General features: G+C 51.3%; 1 rRNA gene. It reads left to right on the top strand.

The window, feature by feature from the left end:
- Positions 1-277 (top strand): 23S ribosomal RNA (locus tag AAZT04_RS26290); the annotation flags it as partial.

The raw sequence follows: 277 nt of genomic DNA, 5'->3' as shown, positions 1-277 counted from the left end.
TGGATGCCTAGGCAGTCAGAGGCGATGAAGGGCGTGCTAATCTGCGATAAGCGTCGGTAAGGTGATATGAACCGTAATAACCGGCGATACCCGAATGGGGAAACCCAGTGCAATTCGTTGCACTATCGTTAAGTGAATACATAGCTTAACGAGGCGAACCGGGGGAACTGAAACATCTAAGTACCCCGAGGAAAAGAAATCAACCGAGATTCCCCCAGTAGCGGCGAGCGAACGGGGAGGAGCCCAGAACCTGAATCAGTTCTTGTGTTAGTGGAAG

Source organism: Serratia sp. Je.1.23.a (genome assembly GCF_051129805.1).
In the GTDB taxonomy this organism is placed as follows: Bacteria; Pseudomonadota; Gammaproteobacteria; order Enterobacterales; family Enterobacteriaceae; genus Serratia; species Serratia liquefaciens.
Note: the sequence above shows the minus strand (reverse complement) of the source record. Positions and strands in the feature narration are given on the sequence as shown.